Here is a 17,666-nt window from a genome sequence, read left to right on the forward strand (position 1 = left end):
TGTGATGAGCCGCGCAGCACTGCTCGTCCTCGCCGACGGCCGGTTCCCCGCCGGGGGTCATGCCCACTCCGGTGGCGCCGAACCGGCCGTCGAGGCAGGACGCATCCGTAACGCCGAGGACCTCGCAGCCTTCTGCCGGGGCCGCCTGCACACCACCGGCCTCACCTCCGCCGCGCTCGCCGCGGCGGCCGCCCACGGCCTCGACCCGCTCGCACTCGACGAGGCCGCCGACGCCCGCACCCCGTCACCCGCACTGCGGGCGGTCGCGCGCAAGCTCGGCCGTCAGCTGATGCGGGCCGCCCGTGCCACCTGGCCCAGTCCCGAACTGGCCGCACTCGCGGCGGCCCGTCCGCGCGGCGCCCACCAACCCGTCGTGCTCGGCCTCACCGCACGCGCGGCGGGTCTCGGACCCGAGGACGCCGCGCACTGCGTGGCGTACGAGACGGTCAGCGGACCGGCCACCGCGGCGGTCCGCCTGCTGTCCCTGAACCCCTTCGAGGCCACCGCCGTCCTCGCCCGCCTCGCGCCCGAACTCGACCGGGTCGCCGAACAGGCCGCCGCCGCCGTTCACCACGGCATCGACGCGCTGCCCGCCGCCTCCGCGCCTCTGCTCGACGTCACCGCCGAAGCGCACGCCGCCTGGCCGGTCCGCCTGTTCGCCTCATAGGTCCACCCGCACCACACCCCTCAGGAGTCGCACCCCATGCACCTCGACCACTCCCACGACGGCCCGGCCGCCATCAGTGCCGACGCCGCACGCGCCGACGGCACCCGTCGCGCCCTGCGCATCGGACTCGGCGGCCCGGTCGGCTCCGGCAAGACGGCGACCGTCGCAGCGCTCTGCCGCACGCTGCGCGACCAGCTGTCCATCGCCGTCGTCACCAATGACATCTACACCCGCGAGGACGCCGCGTTCCTGCTGCGCAACGCCGTGCTGCCGCCCGAGCGCATCCAGGCCGTCGAGACCGGGGCCTGCCCGCACACCGCCATCCGCGACGACATCTCCGCCAACCTCGAAGCCGTCGAGGACCTGGAGGACACCGTCGGCCCGCTCGATCTGATCCTCGTCGAGTCCGGCGGCGACAACCTCACCGCCACCTTCTCCAAAGGCCTGGTCGATGCCCAGATCTTCGTCATCGATGTGGCGGGCGGTGACGACATCCCGCGCAAGGGCGGCCCCGGTGTCACCACCTCCGACCTCCTCGTGATCAACAAGACCGACCTCGCCCCGTACGTCGGCTCCGATCTGGACCGGATGGCCCGGGACGCCGCGGAGCAGCGCGGCGCGCTCCCCGTCGTCCTCACCTCCCTCACCTCCGGCGAGGGCGTCAGGCCCGTCGCGGACTGGGTACGGGCGCAGCTCGCCGCCTGGACCGCATGAGCGTCCACGCGACCGCCCGGATCACCGCCGTCCCCGACGGCCGTGGCGCCACGGCTCTCCCCGTCCTCGAGAGCGACGGGCCGCTCGCCCTGCGCCGGACCAGGGCCACCGTCGCCCCGTGCGCCCGGGTCACCGTCGTCGGCGCGATGAGCGCACCGCTGGGCGGCGACCGGCTCGCCATCGAGGCGCGGGTCGAGGACGGCGCCCGGCTCACCGTGGACTCAGCGGCGGCGACCGTGGCGCTGCCCGGTCCCGGACCGGATGTCCGACCCGCCACATACGACATCGAGTTGAAGGTGGGGGAGGGGGCGGAGCTCAACTGGCTTCCGGAGCAGCTCATCTCGGCGTGCGGAAGCGATCTGCGCATGACCACCAGGGCCGAACTCGCCGAGACCGCGAGGCTGGTGCTTCGGGAGGAACAGATCCTCGGACGCCACGGCGAGACCACCGGCACTCTCATCAGCCGCCTCACCGTCCACCGCGCCGGGCGCCCGCTTCTCGATCAGCAGGTGGCGTACGGACCGGGGGCGCCCGGCGGCTGGGACGGCGGCGCCGTGCTCGGCGGACATCGAGCGGTCGGCCAGCTCCTCGTCGTGGATCCGGCATTCGCCGACAAGTGCCCCGATACGAGGCTGCTGGGACCGACCGCCGTTCTCACCCGGCTGGTCGGCCCCGCGGTACTGGTGACCGCCGTGGCCCCCGACGCACGACTGTTGCGCAGCGTCCTCGACGGTGCGCTGGACGAGGTGCTGGCCGGCTGACGCGGTTGCGCACCGCTCAGCGGGACACGGGTGTCCGGTTATCGATTCGGTAAAGAAGTGCGTGTACGCCCTGTTCTCAGGAACCTCACAGGCGACAGGATCCGCGGGAGGTCTCGATGTGAACTGCGCTGCTTATCGCGGCGCTTCAGACAATGGGGGAGGTTCCACTTGAGACGCACAGCAGTGCTCGGCTCGGCCGGCACTCTGATCGCGGGCACGCTCATAGCGGGCGCGATAGCCGCACCGACGGCCACAGCCGACAGCCGCCACCACAGTGGTTCGGAGGCGCGCGGCGTCCAGATCGCCGCCGCACGTGCGGCCCACACCGGAATCGACTGGAAGGACTGCCCGGCGGACTGGGCCCTGTCCACTCCGATTCAGTGCGGCTGGGTGACCGTACCGCTCGACTACGCCAAGCCCCACGGCAAGCAGATCAAGCTCGCCGTCGACCGGCACGTCAGCACCGGTACGAAGGCGGAGCGGCAGGGCGCGCTGCTCTACAACCCGGGCGGCCCCGGCGGCTCCGGGCTGCGGTTCCCCACTCGGATCACCAACAAGAACCCGCTGTGGACGAAGGCCGCGAAGGCGTACGACTTCGTCGGCTTCGACCCCCGCGGTGTCGGCCACTCGGCGCCGATCTCCTGCGTCGACCCGCAGGAGTTCGTGAAGGCCCCGAAGGCCGACCCGGTACCCGACAGCGAGGCCGACAAGCGCGCCCAGCGGAAGCTCGCCGCCGAGTACGCGGACGGCTGCGCCGAGCGCAGCGGCGACATGCTGCCCCACATGACGACGCCGAACACCGCACGCGACCTGGATGTCATCCGCGCCGCGCTCGGTGAGAAGAAGCTCAACTTCCTGGGCGTCTCCTACGGCACCTACCTGGGGGCGGTCTACGGCACGCTGTTCCCGGACCACGTCCGGCGCATGATCGTCGACAGCGTGGTCAACCCGGCGAAGGACAACATCTGGTACGAGGCCAACCTCAACCAGGACATCGCCTTCCAGCAGCGCTGGGAGGACTGGACGGCGTGGGTGGCCAAGAACGACGCGGCCTTCCACATCGGCACCACGCCTGCCCAGGTCGAGCAGGAGTGGCTGAAGCTGCGCGCTTCGGCCAAGAAGAGCCCGATCGGCGGCGTCGTCGGACCCGCCGAACTCATCGGCTTCTTCCAGAACGCGCCGTACTACGACTCCACCTGGGTGCTCGTCGCCCAGACCTGGAGTGACTACCGGGCGGGCGACACCCAGGCGCTGGTCGACGCCGCGGGCCCCGACATGTCGGATCTCGCGGGGAACGCCTCCTCGGAGAACGGCAACGCCGTGTACACGGCTGTCGAGTGCGCGGACGCCAAGTGGCCCACCAGCTGGCAGAAGTGGGACCGCGACAACACCCGGCTGCACAAGGACTACCCGTTCATGACCTGGGCCAACGCCTGGATGAACCTGCCCTGTGCGACCTGGTCGGCCAAGCAGCAGACCCCGCTGGAGGTCAAGACCGGCAAGGGCCTGCCGCCGGTGCTGATCGTGCAGTCCACGCGTGACGCCGCCACTCCGTACGAGGGCGCCGTCGAGTTGCACAAGCGCTTCAAGGGCTCGCGTCTGATCACCGAGAAGGACGCCGGCTCGCACGGCGTCACGGGCCTGGTCAACCCCTGCATCAACGACCGGGTGGACAACTACCTGCTCACCGGGCAGACCGACCGGCAGGACGTGACGTGCGCCCCGCACGCCACCCCGAAGCCGTAACCGGCTGAGCGAGGGGATGGGCGGCCGGAGGATCATCACCGGCCGCCCGTCCCCCCGTACGGTCCCGCATGCCGCCCCCGGCCCTACCGCGCCGACGGTTCCCGGTCGTACCGCTCCAGCCAGACGTCCTCCGCCTCGTAGTTGAAGAGTCCCTCGCCGTACGCCCGCAGCATCGCCGAGAAGGCGTCCCGCCAGTCCCGGCCGTCCAGCTGCCCGACGAGCCACTCGACGGTCTCCGGCAGCGACTCCACGTAACCCGTCACCGGCCGGTAGCCGAGTTCCTTCCCGGCGGCCGTCATGTCGTACACGATGGGATGCGCACTGCTCCACGGCGTATCGCCGACGTCGCCCACCGGCGGCGCTCCGTCCACCAGCACCGTCTCCGTCTCCCGGCCGAGCACCCCGTCGACGGCCGACGCGATCTCCGCGACCGTCGGCGCCTGAGGATCAGCCGCGTTGAGCACCCTCGACCCGGGCTGCCCGGCGGCGAGCCGGATCAGTTCGGCCACGTTGGACACGTGGACCGGATGGAAGCGGCTCGTGCCGTTGTACGCGAGCACCCGTCGTCCGCGCCCGTCCAGCAGCCGCTTCACGAAATACAGCTCGCGCGGCGAGCGGCAGTGCGGGCCATGGATCGCACTGGCCCGCAGCAGCGTCACCGGCAGGGCGTCACCCGCCGCCAGCAGATCCTGCTCCAGCCGCACTTTCCGGGTGCTGTAGGTGGCATCGCCTGGTGCCACCGTGGCCTGCGTCTCCGGGATCGGCACCGGGTACCGCGGGGCGCCGTCGGGCTCGCCCTGGGTGTCGAAGCTGCGGCCGCGATCGTCCTCGTACACCGCACCGCTGGAGATGACGACCGCCGAACCTGTCCGGCCGGCGAGCCCGGACAGCTGCCGGGCGTGCTGCTCGCCGTACGCCACCATGTCGACGAGTACGTCACAACTGTCGCCCAGCGCCGCGGCGAGCGCGCCCTCCTCGTCCCGGTCGAGAGCCGTCGTCCGTACACCGTCGGCCCATTGCTCGTCCCGCCCACCCCCGCGCGAGGCCGCCGTCACCTCCCAGCCGTCCTCGACGAGCGCCCGCACCGCGGCCCGCCCGATCTGTCCCGTCGCTCCAAGAATCCATGCGTGTCCTTTGCCCATGGGAGGAACGCTAGGCGGAGGCGGCCCGGTCGGGCCATGCGAGTTCGCCGATCGCGGATTCGCGGTCAGCGTCGTAGTCTCGGGAACTTCTTCGTCTGTTCGGCCTGCCCGGCCTTCACCTTGGCCGCGTACTCGTCGACGTACTCCTGACCGGAGAGCCCGAGGATCGCGTACATGATCTCGTCGGTGACCGCCCGGATCGCCGCCTTCTGATTCTCCATCCCGGCGTAGCGGGAGAATTCCAACGGCTCACCGAAGCGGATGGTGACCCGCTTGATCCGCGGGACGACCTTGCCGGGAGGCTGGATCTCGAACGTACCGACCATCGCGCACGGCACCACCGGCACCTGCGCCTTGATCGCCATCACCGCGACGCCGACCTTGCCCTTGTAGAGCCGGCCGTCGTGCGAACGGGTCCCTTCCGGATAGATCCCGAGCAGCTCGCCCTTGTTCAGCACCCCGAGGCCTTCCCGGATCGCGGCCTGCCCCGCTTCCTTGCCGGACCTGTCCACCGGGATCTGCCCGGCGCTGTGGAAGAACGCGGCGGTCAGTCGCCCCTTCAGTCCCGGGCCGGTGAAGTACTCCGCCTTGGCGAGGAACGTGATGCGCCGCTTGATGATCGCGGGCATCAGGAAATGGTCGGAGAACGACAGATGGTTGCCGGCGACGATCGCCGCGCCCTCCTCGGGAATGTGCTCCAGCCCCTCGATCCTGGGGCGGAACAGCAACCGCAGCAACGGCCCCAGAATGACGTATTTGAGCACGTAATAGAACACGGGGCGGCTCCTAGCTCTGCCGGATCAGCTCCAGGGCTGCATTCTGCCAGGTCAGCGAAGATCTCAAGGAGGACAGCCTATGTGCAGCCGGCGTCACATGTAACCGTCTTCGGCCGGTCGATGCCGACCCTCTGCCGACTTCACTGACAAGGTGTCAGCTCGGCGTCGCGCGGGAGTCGGTGCGGGCCGGGTGCGGTCCGACGAGGGAGATCAGGCCGCCAGGCAGTCGCACCGGTCACGTGCGTGGCGCAGGATGTTCAAGTGCCCGATGCGGCAAAGGTCGTAGCCGCCCGGCGCGTAGCCCACGCGATACGCCTTGCTCGATGGCACAGATACCCCCCGCGATCGATGATGTCTCCCTGTGCGCACTCCTTTGCGGGGATGTGCGGACTTTGACGATAGCGTCCATGCTCGGTGCAGGAAGGGTGAACAATTGGGGTGCGTCCTGGTTCACTGCCGAGCAGTGCGTGGGACCGGGGGTCCCGTAAGGCGCGAACACACAGGGGAGGCCGCCGAGGCGGCCGGGGGGAAGGTTTCGTCGCGTGACACATACCCACGACGAGCGTCGTGACCGGAGCGGTACGGGGGTCGCCGGTCCGGTGGGGCCCGTACCGGTGCAGCGCACCAACGAGCCGGACATCGACGGACACACCGGCAAGGAGAGCGAAGTCGGGCCCTCCGGACGCAGGTTGCTCCTGGTATCCACCAACTACGCGCCCGAGCACACCGGCATCGGCCCGTATGCCACCGGTATCGCCGAGCACTGGGCGCGCCGCGGCCACGACACCCATGTCCTCGCCGGGCTCCCGCACTACCCGTCCTGGCGCCTCGACCCCGCCTACCGCACGGTGTGGCGGGCCACCGAGCAGCGTGCCGGAGTCACCGTGCACCGCAGGCGGCACAGCGTGCCACCGCGCCAGAGCGCCCTGCGCAGAGCTCTGTTCGAGAGCTCGATACTCGCCCACGGCCTGGTCGCGCCGCCCCGTACCGGCCGCCTCGACGCCGTACTCGCCCAACTGCCCAGCCTCGCCGGGGGTGTGCTCGGCGCCCGCGTCGCCGCCCGGCACCGGGCACCGTACGTGCCGGTCGTGCAGGACCTCATGGGGGCCGCCGCCGCGCAGTCGGGCATCCGGGGCGGTGGCCGCGCCGCCGAGCTGGCCGAGCGCGCGGAGTCCTGGGTGCTGCGGCGTGCCACGCTGGTCGGCGTCATCCACGAGACGTTCGTCGAGCGGGTGCGGGCCATGGGTGTTGACCCCGGACGCATACGCCTGGTGCCCAACTGGTCCCACATACAAGCACCTTCGGCGCCACGAGACCGTACCCGCGAGCGGCTCGGCTGGCGGCCGGAGCAGACCGTGGTCCTGCACTCCGGGAACATGGGCCTCAAGCAGGGCCTGGAGGTGCTGGTGGACGCCGCCCGCCGCGACCCGGCCACCCGGATCGTCCTGATGGGCGACGGCAACCAGCGCGAGCACCTCGCCGCACTCGCCGAGGGGCTGCCCAACCTGGAGTTCCTGCCGTCGGTGGACGACGCCGACTTCCCGGACGTCCTGGCCGCCGCCGACGTCCTCGCCGTGACCCAGCGCGCCTCTGTCATCGACATGAGCGTCCCCTCCAAGCTCACCTCCTACTTCGCGGCCGGCCGCCCGGTGGTCGCCTCGGTCGCTGCCGAAGGCGGTACGGCCCGCGAAGCGCTGCGATCCGGTGCCGGAATGCTTGTGGAACCGGAGAATCCTGATCAGTTCCTGTCAGCGGTGCGTAGACTCGCCGAAGATCCGAAGATGGCGGACGAGTTGGGCGCGGCGGGTCCGCGCCATGTAGCGGCCCATCTGTCACGGGAGGCGGGTCTCGCGCGCATCGACGCGCTGATCGACGAGGCAATGGGGGGACTTGGAAGGTGAACGAGACACACGTTCCCGTCCGGGGGGAGGACGAGCCGGAGCAGTTGCGTGAGCAGTTCCGCCAACTGCTGCGCTACCGGTGGCTGATAGGCGGCGGTGTCGGCATCGGACTGCTGGCCGGCGCCTGGCTCGGCGTCACCGGCGCCGACAGCTACGCCGCCACCACCGACATCGTGCTCCGCGCCCCCACCAGCGACCCCTTCGCGCCGACGCTCTCCAGCGACAAGGCGCTCAACATGGGGTCCGAGCGGCAGACGGCCCTCAGCCGCTCGGTCGCGCAAGGCGCCGCGAAGCAGCTCAAGATGAGCGCGGACGAGGTGGACCAGCTCCAGAGCGGGCTCCAGGTCACCAACCCGCCGCAGACCCTCGTGCTGCACTTCACGTACAACGCGTCCGACCCGAAGGAGGCGGCGCGCCGCGCCAACGCCCTCACCGCGTCGTACATCGACATGCGCAAGGACCAGTGGGAGTCCGTCCGCGACTCGATGCTCAAGAGCCTGCAGGACCAGCTCAATCCGGTCGCCAAGCAGAACGACGAGCTCTCCCGGCAGATCAAGCAGCTTCCCGACGGATCCGCCGCGGACTCCGCCTACGCGGTGCAGGCCAACCTGCTCAACCGCATCACAGACCTCCGCAGCAAGATCACCAGCCTGAAGGCGCTCGACATGACGCCCGGCAACGTGATCCGCAACGCCACGGTCCCCCTGTCGTCCGACGGGCCGGGCCTGCCGCTGTCGCTCGGCCTCGGCGGCCTCGTCGGCGTCGGTCTCGGCCTGCTCGGCGCCTGGGTGCGGCTCGTCTTCGACCCGGCGCCTCGCTCGGCCGGTGACGTCGCCCGCGCCGTCCGCGGTCCTGTCCTCGGCGCGCTGCCCCGCGGCTCGGCGGGAACCCTGGTGGTCGGCCACACCGACTCCCGGGCAGCCGAGGAGTACCGCTCGATCGCCTTCCGCCTCGCCTACGACGAGCGCTTCGCCGACCGGCGCCGACTGCTCGTCGTCGCCCCGCGCGGCTCCATGGAGTCGAGTGTCGCCGTCGCGGTCAACCTCGCCGCCTCGTTCGCCGAGACCGGAAAAAACGTCCTGCTGGTGGAGGCCGACCTGCGCACCCCGTCGCTCACCGAGCGGCTCGACGTGTCCGCCGCCTCCCGGCCCCGCTGGAGCCGTACCGGCGAGCACGCCGAGGGCGAGTGGCCGAGCCGAGGCCAACTCCTCGTCGACGCGGGCGAGTCGGGGGCCTTCGGGCTCGTCCCCGGCGAACGCGTGCGCAACGTACCGCGCGCGCTGACCTCCGCCCGGACCACCCGGCTGATCGCCGAGGCCGACGATCCGGACGCCACCGTCGTGGTCGTGGCCCCGCCCGTCCTCGCGTACGCCGACGCCCTAGCGCTCGTCGACCGGGTCGACGGCGCGCTCATCGTCTGCGACCCGCGGACCGTGCACCGCGCCGACCTGATGCGTATCCGCGAACTGATCGTCGGTGCCGGCGGTACCGTCCTCGGCGCGGTGACGCACACCGACTCCAAGAGGGCCCGGACGCGCGCCGCCCGCCGTGGCAGCCGACGCCGGGCGCCCAAGAGCCAGCCGGCCCCCACTCCCGAGCCGAGCAACACCCCCGAACCCGAGCGGCACTTCGACGGCGACGGCAGCGACACGGTCGCGCTGCGCACCGTCCGCTCCGGGGACCGGTGACCGCCCCGGAGGAAGAGCCGCCGTCCGAGAAGCCGTCCGACCCGCCTCGCACCCCGCGGCGGTCGGCGGCCGCCCTCGCCTCGGTGCTCGACCAGGCGGCGTCCAGCCTCACCAACATCGCCGTGCTGGTGATCGCCGCCCGCGTCTCCACCGCGCACGGCTTCGCCTCCTTCTCGATGGTGTACCTCACCTTCACGGTGCTGCTCGGCCTCAACATGGCGTACGTCGGCCAGGCCGTCGTCCTCACCCGGGGCGACACCGCCGCCACCGGCGCCGCCTGCCGGTCCGCGATCGCCTTCACCTCCCTCGCCTCCACCGTCGTCGGGGTCCTGCTCGCCGCCGTCGGCGCGGTCACCGGCGCCGTCACCGGCAACTGGGCCGGACCCGGCGGAGCCTTCCTCGCCCTCGGGCTCGTGCTGCCCCTGGTCCTCGTGCAGGACGGGCTGCGGTACGCGTTCTCCACCCTGCGGCGCCCCGGCCTGGCCCTGGCCGCCGACGCCCTGCGTCTGGTGTGCGTGGTGCCCGCGCTGCTCCTCCAGCCGCGGCACGCCGCGCCCGGACTCCTCGTGGCGGTGTGGGGCGTGTCGGCCGTCCCGGCGCTGCTGCTCGGCCTGAGCCTGCTGTGGCCCCATGTCCGCGGCGCGCGGGCGGACCTGCGGCCCTACCTGCGCCGGGGCCACCTCGGACAGCGCTTCGTCGTGGAGTTCGCCGTCGGCAACGCCTCCAGCCAGCTCGCCGTGCTCGGCCTCGGCCTGTTCGCCGCCCCGCTCGCGGTCGGCGCCCTGCGCGGCGCCACCACGCTCTTTGGGCCGCTCAACGTCCTGTTCAACTCGGTCAACGCCTTCGGGCCGCCGCTGCTCAACCGGCTCGGCGGCCGACGTGCCACCACCCGCGCCGCTGTGCTGCTCGGACTCGTGCTCAGCGCCGTCGGCCTCGCCTGGGGGCTCGTGCTGTACGCCCTTCCCGACCACGTCGGACGCCAACTCCTCGGCGCCACCTGGCAGTCGGCCGCCGCTCTGTTGCCCGCCTCGGGCGCCCAGTACGCGGTGATGGGCCTGGGCACCTGCGCCCTCGTGACCCTACGCGTGCTCAGGCCGCGCGCCACCCTGTCGGTGCAGGTGGTGTTCTCGCTGCTCTCGGTCGTCCTCATGCTCGCCGGATACCTGCTGACCGGCTCGGCGCTCGGAGCGGCCTGGGGTCTGGCCGCGGGCTCCGCACTGAAGGCGGTGGCGGCCTGGACCCGGGTCGCGCGCCTGCGGGCGGAGGAGACGAACCCGACGGCGGCGGTACCGGCGGTACCGGCGAACTGAGCGTCATCGCGTGGGGGAGCGGAGCGCACGGCGCGCGGCCGCTCCCCAGGGCCCCGGTCCTCCGGTCAGCGCAGCCCCGGCGCCCGGTCCTGGCGGAACGTGGTGATCAGGGCGATGCAGAACGCCGCGATGGCCACGCGCCCTGATGCCTGGAGCAGGGGGCCCCTCAGCAGGATGAACGAGTAGCCGGCGACCAGCGGGACGGCCAGGGCGATCAGGTTTCCCGGCCGGGCACTGCGCACCGCGCGGCGGGCGTAGCGCCGGTCGACCCGTGCCGCCGCGTATCCCATCGCCACGAACCCCGCCACCATCCCGACCGGGCCGAAGTCGATCCACAACTCGGCCCACACCGGCGACGAGAGGTTCGTGTTCGTCGCGCCCATCCACTGGCCGACCATGACCCCGGTGTCCATCGGCTTGTCGGGCCACACCGAGCGGGGGACCGCGAACAGCAGCGAGCCGGCCATCTGGCGGCCGAAGGTGTGGCCGCTGCCCGACCGGACGTAAGTGATGGTGTTGGCGAACATGCCGACCTGGTCGTAGTCCTTGAGTGCCAGCGGCTCCAGCGGCGAAGTAGTCTGCACCGGGCGGTAGTTGGCGTCGTCGTAGCGGAAGCGGTCCGCGAACGGGAAGACGACCAGCGCCACGATCACGCCCAGGCTGAGCGCGACCCGGTAGAAGGCCGCGCTCACCGGGAAGACGGTGAACAGCAGTGAGAAGAGGACGGTGAGGAACCAGAAACGAGGGTTGGAGATCGGGTTGTTGACCACCGCGTTCAGCACGGCGAGCGCCCCCCAGACCGCGATGATCAGCACGGAACGGCGGGCCCGTCGCGAGGTCACCAGCCAGCGCGTGTACGCCAGCCAGGCGATGAGGGCGGGCACGGTGCCGAAGCCGCGCACGATGGCCTGCCCGGCCTGCGAGTCCGCCTGGGAGAGGCCGACCTCCTGGACACTGCTGATGATCTCCTGGCGGCTCGTGAAGAAGACCGCGGGACCGCCCAGCTTGACGACGAGGAGCGCCGAGCCGAGGAAGGCGAGGAGGGTCAGCAGGTACAGGCGGCGGCGGTGCACCAGCGCCGGCCGCAGTCTGTCCTCCCGCTTCCGCTCGGGCCGCTGGCGTGCCAGCAGGGTGCCGATGTCGAAGGCGACACAGCCGATCAGGACGAGCGCGACCGCCTCCGTCAGATCGGAGCGCGCACCCACCACCGGGGTCGGCGTACGGCCGAGCACGGCCTGCGCGAGCGGTGCCACGCCCATCGCCATGTAGACGAACAGCCAGAACGAACCGGCGAGCAACTTGCGCCGGCTGGAGAGGGTCATCGCCGAGAGCCGGATGCCGGCGTACATGGTGAGCGCGAGCTGGAGCCACAGCGCCGAGTCGTGCAGACCGGTGCCGGGCTGGACCAGCACGAACAACGGCAGGAACACCGCGAAACCGAGGACGAGCGGCACCGACAACGCGCGGGAGAGGACCGTGCGCGGCCGGAAGGGCGGCACCGCCACCTGCCAGCCCCGCTCCGGTGACCCGGGCGTACTGGTCGTGCCCCGGTCCATCTGCTGCGTCATGGCGCCCCCGCCCCCAAAGAGATCCCCGGCGCAGTCTAACGAGCCCTGGCCTGCGGTGAACGGTCAGCTACTAGAGTGTGGCGAAGTCGCGTCCGGGGAGACGCTGTTGGGGGGATGGATCGATGCGTGATCTTCCGGGCTTCACACTGGCCGGATACGACAAGGGGCGCGGGATACTCGTCCAGGCGCTCTGGTTCGCGGTGATGAACACGGTCTTCATGGCGTGGTTCACCCCGGCCCGGGTCAGGACGGCACTGCTGCGGGCCTTCGGCGCCGAGATCGGCACGGGGGTGCTCATCCGGCACCGGGTGCGCGTGCTCTGGCCGTGGAAGCTGACGGTCGGCGACCACACCTGGATCGGCGAGGGGGCGTGGATCCTCAACCTGGAGCCGGTCACCCTCGGCGCCCATGTGTGCGTGTCGCAGGAGGCCCTGCTGTGCACCGGCAGCCACGACCACCGCGCCGCCGATTTCCGGTACCGCAACGCGCCGATCACCGTCGACGACGGAGCCTGGGTCGCGACCCGCGCCACCGTCCTCGCCGGGGTGAAGGTCGGCCGCTGCGCCGTCGTGGGTGCGGGCGCGGTCCTCCACAAGGACCTGCCCGAGCTGACTCTGCACGCCGCCGACAACCGGCGCCGACCCGTCGAGGAGCCGGCGTGAGAGTGCTGCACGCGGTCACCCTGCACAGCCCCACCCACGCCTTCGGCGGCCCGGTCCGGGTCGCGCTCAACCTCTGTAAGGGGCTGCGGGAACGCGGGCACGACGCCCGGCTCACCGCCCTCGCCGACGGTTTCGAGGGGCCGCTGCCCGAGGATGTGGAGGGCGTGCCCGCCCGCCTCCACCAGGCGCGCAGGATCCTGCCGTTGGGGTTCAGCGGCCTGACCTCACCGTCCCTGCTCGCCGGCGCCCAGCGTCTCGTACGGCAGGCCGACGTCGTCCATGTGCATCTGGCGCGCGACCTGGTGACCCTGCCGGTGGCGCTCGCCGCGCTGCGTGCCGGGAAGCCGCTGGTCCTCCAGACGCACGGCATGGTCGACCCGAGCGAGCGGCGCTCGGCCAGGGTTCTCGACGCGGTCGCGGTGCGGCGGGTGCTGCGCGGAGCCACCGCCGTTCTGCACCTCACCACCCGTGAACTGCGGGACCTGGAGGCCGTGGTGGGCGGGACGGGCCTCGCCCGCGCCGTCCGCCTGGTGAACGGCGTGCCCGCGCAGCCCGAGGGTCCGACACCGGAGGGACCGCCGCGTATCCTGTACGCGGCCCGGCTCCAGGCCCGTAAGCGCCCCGTCGACCTGGTGGAGGCGGCCCCCGCGATCCTGGCCCGGCACCCCGAGGCCACGTTCGTCGTGGCGGGCCCCGACGAGGGCGAACTCGCCGCGGTGCGGCGGCGGATCGACGAACTCGGACTCGCGGCGCGGGTGAGCTGCCCGGGACCGCTCGACGGGACACGCATGACCGAGGAGCTGCGCAGGGCGCACGCGTACGTCCTGCCGTCGGTGGACGAGCCGTTCCCGATGTCGGTCCTGGAGTCGATGGCCGTGGGCACGCCGGTTGTGGTGACCGACTCCAACGGCCTGGCCCGCGACGTGGACCGGGCCGGCGCCGGCCGGGTCGTGACGGGACCCGACGGCATCGCCCCGGCGGTGCTCGACCTGCTGGACCCGGCCGCCCGGCGCGCCGCGTCGGAGGCGGCCCGCAAGCTCACCGCCGAGACGTTCGCCATGGACGCGGTCCTCGGCACACTCCTCGACGTGTACGAGCGGGACAGTCCTTAGCGACAACGGTCTCGGTCGTTCGGATCGGTGCGGACCCGCGCCGATCCGAACGGCACCCGCTAGGCGGGGAGCCAGGCGTAGCAGCCCGAGGAGACGAACGTCCGGGTCCCGGACGGGATCTTCGCGGTGACCTTCTTCGGGGCGTCCGGGCCAGGGCCCGAGGCCAGCACCTTGTCGTCCGCGCCCAGTGCCTTCCAGGTGCAGCCCTCGGCGCTGGTCAGCGCACGGTAGGTGCCCGGCGCAGGCTTCTTGCGTGTGCCGTCGGCGAAGCCGGTCGCGGCCTTGTCCAGCAGCGGCTTCTGCTTCGGGCACAGCTGGGCGATGGCGTCGTCGGCGGACGGCAGGTCCCCGGCGATGAGCGCGCCGATCGCGGCGTCCCTGTCGTGGGCGGCGGTTCGCTCGATGCGCTGACAGGTCTCCTGGCCGGCCTGGAGCACGGCGGCCGGGTCCATGTTCTTCGGCACGCGGCCGTGCAGGTACTTCTTCTGCTCGGCGGTGAAGGAACCGGTCGCCGGAGTGAGCTTCGCGTCGGGCAGGACCGGGCCCTTGGAAGGGCTCGACGACTCCTCGGGAGCCGGGCTCGCCTGGTCGTCCGGAACGCCGGCCGCCTGGTCGTCGGAGATGCTCCGCGTCGGGTTCGCCGCCGCGTCGGAACCGCCGTCCGAGCTGCAGCCGGAGAGCGCGAGGAGCGCGATGAGGGCGCCGGCGGCGGCACCGCGCCGGAGGGACCGGAGAGTACGAGTGTGCATGGTGGCTCCTGCGGCCCGAGCGGGCCGGGTATGAAGGCGGACCCGCACACGAAGGTGCGGGCCCAGGTGGGGTGGGCGGGGTGCCGGGCCACAGCCCGGCACCCCGCCCACGGGGACGCCGTGAGGGTTACGGCGCCCCGAAGGTCAGCACCAGCTGCGGGGTGTTCTCCGCGGCCGACGCCTCACTGGACCACACCCACAGCGCGTCCGTCCCGGTGCTCGTGAGCGCCAGGTCGTAGCTGCCTCCCAGAGCGGGGGAGAGCGCCGAGGTGTCGAGCGTCGCCGAGTAGACCGTCGACAGGTCGGTGGCCCCGCTCAGGGTGCCGACCGAGGTCGAGGAGACGGCGGGCCGTGAGGTGTACGTGGTCCCCGCCTCCGTCCAGCTTCCGGTCACCGGCCGTACGGCGAAGTCGTCCGTGCTGCCCGCACTGCTCAGCGTGGTCGTCTTCACCGCGAGCCGCGCGCTCTTGAGCACGGTCCCCGCCGGGGCCGCCGGCAGGTCGAAACGCAGATACGTCTCGTACGCCGCGCTGCCGCGCACCGCCAGCGAGGTGGAGGTGCCGTAGTTGGTACTCGCGGCACCGGCGTTGGCGTACGTGTCGTCCGTGGCGCGGACGGTCTGCACGCTGTCGGCCGGGGCCGTGGCCAGGGTGTAGTGGCTCTGCACCTGGGCCGGGCTCAGCACCGACGGGTAGATCGCGGTCTCGTCGATCTGCCCGGCGAAGTAGTTGCTGGACGGCTGGTTCGGCCACCCGTTGAGGTTGTCGCCGCCGACGTGCCAGTAGCCTCTGTAGGCCTGGCTGTTGGACTCGGCGAGCGTGCCGATCTGGGTGCCGTCCACGTACAACGCCATCCCGGAGGAACCCTGGGTGGCGACGACGTGGTGCCAGGCGCCGTTGTTGTAGCTGTCGGGCGTGGTGATGGTGCGGGCCGATCCCGTCCACACGCCGAAGACCAGCCGGCCGTCGTTGCGCATGTAGACGTGCTTGTCGTAATTACCGCTGGCCCGCGTGGTGTTGTCGCCGAACCCGACGAGCTTGCCGCCACTGGTCGTGGTCGTCTTGAACCAGGTCTCGACCGAGTACTGACCAGGCACCGTGGTGCGCTTGTCGCTGTAGACGATCTGGTCGCTGCCGTTGAAACCGATGGCGGTGGACGGACCGGTCACGGCGGCCGGAGTCTGGCGCAGCGAGGGCCCGTTGACGTGGATGCCGCTCTGGTCGCCGGGCGAGGTGTCGCCGACGAACGGAGTGGCGGACTCGTTATAGCGCCAGTACAGGTTCGCGCCGTCGTCGAGCACCTTCGCCGGGTACTTCTGGGCGGAGGTCGGCACTGTCACCGAGGCCGTGGCGGACAGCGCGGAGGCGTTGCCCGCCCCGTCGGTCGCGGTCACCCGGTAGGTGTAGGTGGAGCCGGCCGTGACGTTGGTGTCGGTGAACGACAGCTGCGGACGCGACCAGTCCACGGAGTCGCCGTCGACCGTGTACACCGGCGTGGAACCGCCGTTGCGGTACACCTTGTACGTCAGCTCGGTGTCGTCCGTGTCGAGGCTGGCACGCCAGCGGACGAGCGCCTCGGTCGGCTTGACCGACTCCGCGCTGACCGACGGCACCGTCGGCGCACCGACGTCCGGGGTCGCCGCGAAGTGCGTCAGGCCCTGGGCCGCCGAGCCGTTGACGGTGGTGAACTCGCCGCCGACCCACATGTACTTGTTGTTGGAGGTCTCGGATACCGCCATGGCGCGCGGGCCGATGCCCTCGCCGAGACCGTCGTTGGTGTCCGGGAACCAGCCCAGCTTGTTGGTGCCGGAGGTCGGTTCCGCGAGCAGGTGGCGACGGCGCCCGTCGGGGTACTCCCCGACGCTGGAGCAGTCGTGCGCGTGCGAGGCGCTGTACACCACGTTCTGGTACGACTTGACGGCCTGGGTGGCTCCCAGGCAGGTGTCGCGCCAGCGCTGGTTCAGCGTGGACAGGTCCAGCGCGATGCGGCCGTCGAAGACGCCGCCGCCGGTGCCCTCGTTGCCGGTGTAGAAGCCGGTGGCGTCCGTGTCGAGCGCCTTGACCACCGAGTTGTTCTCGATGAACCCCGGGTAGGTACGGACGTTGGCGCCCGTAGCGGAGTCGACGACGGCCAGGGCGTGCGAGTTCGCGCCGTTGACGGTGAAGAAGTCACCCCCGAGGATCACGTTGTTGCCGTCCGGGGTGACCGCTACGGCCCGTCCGGGCTCGTCGACGTCCGCCTGGAAGGGCTTGACGGCGCCGCTGGTGGCGTCCACCGCCGCGTACCGCGCGTGCGCGCTGCCGCCGACCGAGGTGAAGTCGCCGCCCAGGTACACGGTGTCGTTGGTGACCGCGAGGGCCCGCACGGTGGCGGAGACGCTCGGGTGGAAGTTCGCCTTGGGCGTGCAGGTGGCGACGTCGATCGCGGCGAGGCTGCTGACCGGCGTGCCGTTGACCGCGCCGAAGTAGCCGCCCGCGTACAGCGTCTTCTTGTCCGGCGACACGGCGAGCGCGCGCACCGTCGCACTGCCGCTGCCGATCGTGAAGGACAGGTTGCAGGACGTCGGGTTGCCGGTCGCCGCGTTCAGCGCGACGAAGTTCACTGCGTTCTGCGCGGTCCCGCTGCCCCCCTCGGGCGGACGCACCTGCGAGAAGGTGCCGCCGGCGAAGACCGTGCCGCCCGCCTCCGCCAGCGCCCACACGATGCCGTTGGTCTGCCAGGTCGGCAGGTCGTCGGCGGTGAAGGCGATGGGCGGGGTCAGCGCGGCGGCCGGCTGCGGCAGGGCCACCAGGCCCAGGCCCGCCGCGGTGGACAGGGCGAGGGCGGCGCTGAGCCCTCTGGAACTTTGCATGTACCCCCCGGCTTCCGGG

At 71.7% G+C, this 17,666-nt stretch carries 14 protein-coding genes and 1 pseudogene; 9 read left to right on the plus strand and 6 right to left on the minus strand.

Annotated elements, in window-relative coordinates; genetic code table 11:
- The first annotated feature begins 4 nt into the window (after positions 1–4).
- The 4 genes from OHB49_RS35320 to OHB49_RS35335 all read left to right on the plus strand — a co-directional run bounded on the left by OHB49_RS35320 (position 5) and on the right by OHB49_RS35335 (position 3,888).
- Positions 5–667: an urease accessory protein UreF gene (locus OHB49_RS35320; protein ID WP_030976450.1), complete on the plus strand. Its 663-nt coding sequence runs from the start codon at positions 5–7 to the stop codon at positions 665–667.
- 36 nt (positions 668–703) lie between these two features.
- Positions 704–1,381 carry an urease accessory protein UreG gene (gene ureG / locus OHB49_RS35325; RefSeq protein WP_329164950.1) on the plus strand — a complete coding sequence of 226 codons (678 nt, stop codon included), beginning with the start codon at positions 704–706 and terminating at the stop codon, positions 1,379–1,381.
- Positions 1,378–2,142 (plus strand): urease accessory protein UreD, encoded by a 765-nt coding sequence (locus OHB49_RS35330; RefSeq protein WP_329164951.1) that lies wholly within the window; start codon positions 1,378–1,380, stop codon positions 2,140–2,142. The genes ureG and OHB49_RS35330 overlap by 4 nt, the downstream gene beginning before the upstream one ends.
- 168 nt (positions 2,143–2,310) lie before the next feature.
- Complete coding sequence (locus tag OHB49_RS35335) at positions 2,311–3,888, plus strand: alpha/beta hydrolase (RefSeq protein WP_329164953.1); 1,578 nt, start codon at positions 2,311–2,313, stop codon at positions 3,886–3,888.
- 83 nt (positions 3,889–3,971) lie between these two features.
- Here the strand turns inward: OHB49_RS35335 and OHB49_RS35340 are convergent, their stop codons facing one another.
- The 3 genes and pseudogenes from OHB49_RS35340 to OHB49_RS35350 form a co-directional block, all read right to left on the minus strand.
- Positions 3,972–5,030 (minus strand): NAD-dependent epimerase/dehydratase family protein, encoded by a 1,059-nt coding sequence (locus OHB49_RS35340; RefSeq protein WP_329164954.1) that lies wholly within the window; start codon positions 5,028–5,030, stop codon positions 3,972–3,974.
- Between the two features lie 65 nt (positions 5,031–5,095).
- Positions 5,096–5,806, minus strand: a complete 711-nt coding sequence (locus OHB49_RS35345) for a lysophospholipid acyltransferase family protein (protein WP_329164955.1) — start codon at positions 5,804–5,806, stop codon at positions 5,096–5,098.
- Between the two features lie 213 nt (positions 5,807–6,019).
- Positions 6,020–6,136 (minus strand): annotated as a pseudogene (locus OHB49_RS35350) (adenylyltransferase/cytidyltransferase family protein); the annotation flags it as partial.
- 365 nt (positions 6,137–6,501) lie between these two features.
- Between OHB49_RS35350 and OHB49_RS35355 the strand changes: the two are divergent.
- Genes OHB49_RS35355 through OHB49_RS35365 form a run of 3 tightly spaced genes read left to right on the plus strand, consistent with a single transcriptional unit; the run spans position 6,502 to position 10,705 of the window.
- Positions 6,502–7,707, plus strand: coding sequence for a glycosyltransferase family 4 protein (locus OHB49_RS35355; protein WP_329166742.1), 1,206 nt, complete (start codon positions 6,502–6,504; stop codon positions 7,705–7,707).
- Positions 7,704–9,395, plus strand: coding sequence for an LPS biosynthesis protein (locus OHB49_RS35360; protein ID WP_030976463.1), 1,692 nt, complete (start codon positions 7,704–7,706; stop codon positions 9,393–9,395). Before OHB49_RS35355 ends, OHB49_RS35360 begins: the two co-directional genes overlap by 4 nt.
- Positions 9,392–10,705 carry a hypothetical protein gene (locus tag OHB49_RS35365; RefSeq protein ID WP_329164956.1) on the plus strand — a complete coding sequence of 438 codons (1,314 nt, stop codon included), beginning with the start codon at positions 9,392–9,394 and terminating at the stop codon, positions 10,703–10,705. Before OHB49_RS35360 ends, OHB49_RS35365 begins: the two co-directional genes overlap by 4 nt.
- 65 nt (positions 10,706–10,770) lie before the next feature.
- On the opposite strand, the gene OHB49_RS35370 is transcribed toward OHB49_RS35365, so the two are convergent.
- Positions 10,771–12,273: a hypothetical protein gene (locus tag OHB49_RS35370; RefSeq protein WP_329164957.1), complete on the minus strand. Its 1,503-nt coding sequence runs from the start codon at positions 12,271–12,273 to the stop codon at positions 10,771–10,773.
- A gap of 122 nt (positions 12,274–12,395) precedes the next feature.
- On the opposite strand from OHB49_RS35370, the gene OHB49_RS35375 reads away from it, so the two are divergent.
- Together OHB49_RS35375 and OHB49_RS35380 are read left to right on the plus strand one after the other, a co-directional pair.
- Positions 12,396–12,935, plus strand: coding sequence for a WcaF family extracellular polysaccharide biosynthesis acetyltransferase (locus OHB49_RS35375; protein WP_030976469.1), 540 nt, complete (start codon positions 12,396–12,398; stop codon positions 12,933–12,935).
- A complete protein-coding gene (locus OHB49_RS35380; protein WP_329164959.1) occupies positions 12,932–14,047 on the plus strand; it encodes a glycosyltransferase in 1,116 nt (371 codons plus the stop codon). The genes OHB49_RS35375 and OHB49_RS35380 overlap by 4 nt, the downstream gene beginning before the upstream one ends.
- A 59-nt stretch (positions 14,048–14,106) precedes the next feature.
- Here OHB49_RS35380 and OHB49_RS35385 read toward each other — a convergent pair whose 3' ends face one another.
- Entirely contained in the window at positions 14,107–14,796 is a 690-nt protein-coding gene (locus tag OHB49_RS35385; RefSeq protein ID WP_329164960.1) for a hypothetical protein, read from the minus strand.
- Between the two features lie 127 nt (positions 14,797–14,923).
- A complete protein-coding gene (locus OHB49_RS35390) occupies positions 14,924–17,647 on the minus strand; it encodes a LamG-like jellyroll fold domain-containing protein (RefSeq protein WP_329164962.1) in 2,724 nt (907 codons plus the stop codon).
- Positions 17,648–17,666: the final 19 nt, after the last annotated feature.

It is taken from the genome of Streptomyces sp. NBC_01717 (assembly GCF_036248255.1).
Taxonomy (GTDB): domain Bacteria; phylum Actinomycetota; class Actinomycetes; order Streptomycetales; family Streptomycetaceae; genus Streptomyces.